The following is a 1,901-nucleotide window of genomic DNA, read 5'->3' as shown; positions in this document are numbered from 1 at the left end:
AACGACGTTAGGAAGAAGAAGCCCTCACCTTCAACCTCCCCATCAACCCTCCACCTTCAACCTTCAACTTTCAACCTTCAACCCTCCCCCTTCCCGGCCAACTTTTTTTTATTAAAATTTCCGCACTGCTATTGACTTTCAGGGTAGGTGCTGTCACCCTCCGCACTAGACTCGCACCGGATAAAGTAGTTGTTTTGTGATCAGAAAGCGTACCTGGCCCCTTAACCGGGGTAGAGAAAAAAAATAAAAATTTTTTTGCCCATAAGCTATTCAGTATCAAAACTGTTGGGGGTTGACCAACCGGTTGGCCAACTGGTCTGGCTTTGAACTTTTGTTTTGCTTTGTTCCCGGGTATCAAAAAAAAATCCTGGTAGTCAACAAATGAATTAATTATTGAAAAATCTTTTTAAAAAAAAGTTGATGGTATTTGAAACGTTTTTATCAAAAAGTGGCAATAGTATATGGGGGGAATTTCAGTGTGGGAAAAAAGTCGCCTTTTTCTGCAACGTTTTTGCCAAAATGGGTGAATACTCTAAGACGTTTATTCATTGCTTTAAACAGAAGGGCATAAAAAAGAATGTACCCACCCTTCGTAAAAAAAGGAGGGTAGGTACAAATTGTACCAGGGGAGTAGAAAATACAATGTCCCGGTACAAAATGTACCGGATTAATAAAAAAGATAGGGGGCTGGTACAAAACGTACCAACCATTCATTTAAAAAACAGGGCCGGTACAAAAAGCTGATAGCATGATACAGATAGACGTTTTAAAAAGTTTCAGGCAACGCTTCGGGTTGAGTCAACAGGAAGCAGCTACCATGTTGAGTACTACCCGAAGCCAGATTAAACTGGCCGAAAAAGGAGTGCGGCCGATACCTATTGATGTAGGTATACGCCTGCTCGAATTGGTGCAGCAAGTAGATGCCGGAAAGAACGATCGGCAACCGCAGTTACATATTACCGGGGCAGCAGAGCGCCAAAGTTCTATGCTACTGAGTGAACTGAAAGATGAACTGATAATCACCCGTTCTCAATTGACGGCCACCCATGCACAATTGATCAGGCTGCAACAAGAACAGGAAGTTTTATCTGCCTGTACGCAAAAGAGGGGCGAGTTGATAGACGTGTTGCAACAACAAAAAGTAGATACTGCTTTTCTGAACTGGGGAAGCAACGATATAAAAAGGAAATTAAGCGGCTGCCATGCAGATAAAAAACTCCGCCTGCAGCTGCAAAGAGATTTGCTTTTGGCCAAAGCAAATGTGATATCACAATACCTGGGCACCGGGGAGTAATTAACCCCCTGCCCACCCCGCAAAGGCCACGCGAACCTTTGCGGAAACGGAATTTTATTTTTTTAATCAAAAAAACAACTAACATGAATTACTCATTATTGAAACTGGAAACCATCGAAGCCTGCGACCAGAAACTCGCAGAGCTCACCCTCGAAAAAGAAGACCTCAATGTAAAGAGGGTGCAGCTGGTGCGCAGGCACACCGCCGCCGAAGTAACCGCCCCGCAGGTAACTACACAGATAGCCGAAGTACAGCTGGAGATCAACGGCCTCGACGCCATGATAGCCACCTACCCCGATGGCGACCTTAAAAACGAGTACCTCGCCAAACGCAGCAGCAAAGTAGCCAGGCTCAACGCCCTTACCCAGCGCCTCGAAGGCTTCAACGACATGGCCCTGCTCGACCAGGAATATGAAGTGAACTGCATCGACCGCAGCCTGGTAGAAACGGATGTGTTTATTGCGGCTATCAATGGGCGCAAGGCAGAACTGTAGGATCTATGATCTATGATCTAAGATGTATGATCTAAGATGTATGATCTATGATCTGTGTGGTTCGTTCACTGTCGCCGTCGTCTGGTTCCTGATAGAACTGTCACCCAGAGCTT

2 protein-coding genes are annotated in these 1,901 nt (G+C 45.2%); both read left to right on the top strand.

Annotation, left to right across the window (positions count from 1 at the left end):
- The first annotated feature begins 748 nt into the window (after window positions 1-748).
- Complete coding sequence (locus tag EGI32_RS11090; RefSeq protein WP_255154628.1) at window positions 749-1,294, top strand: helix-turn-helix transcriptional regulator; 546 nt, start codon at window positions 749-751, stop codon at window positions 1,292-1,294.
- Between the two features lie 83 nt (window positions 1,295-1,377).
- On the top strand, window positions 1,378-1,788 hold the full coding sequence (locus EGI32_RS11085; protein ID WP_255154629.1) for a hypothetical protein: 411 nt from the start codon (window positions 1,378-1,380) through the stop codon (window positions 1,786-1,788).
- The last annotated feature ends 113 nt before the right edge of the window (window positions 1,789-1,901 follow it).

The sequence above is a fragment of the Ferruginibacter sp. HRS2-29 genome (assembly GCF_024343615.1).
Classification (GTDB): Bacteria; Bacteroidota; Bacteroidia; order Chitinophagales; family Chitinophagaceae; genus Ferruginibacter.
This window is presented reverse-complemented; position numbering and strand designations above follow the sequence as displayed.

Bases quoted from the DNA above. Each gene is read 5' to 3' on its own strand.
- EGI32_RS11085 (WP_255154629.1), top strand. From the start codon at position 1,378: ATGAATTACTCATTATTGAAACTGGAAACCATCGAAGCCTGCGACCAG.
- EGI32_RS11090 (WP_255154628.1), top strand. From the start codon at position 749: ATGATACAGATAGACGTTTTAAAAAGTTTCAGGCAACGCTTCGGGTTG.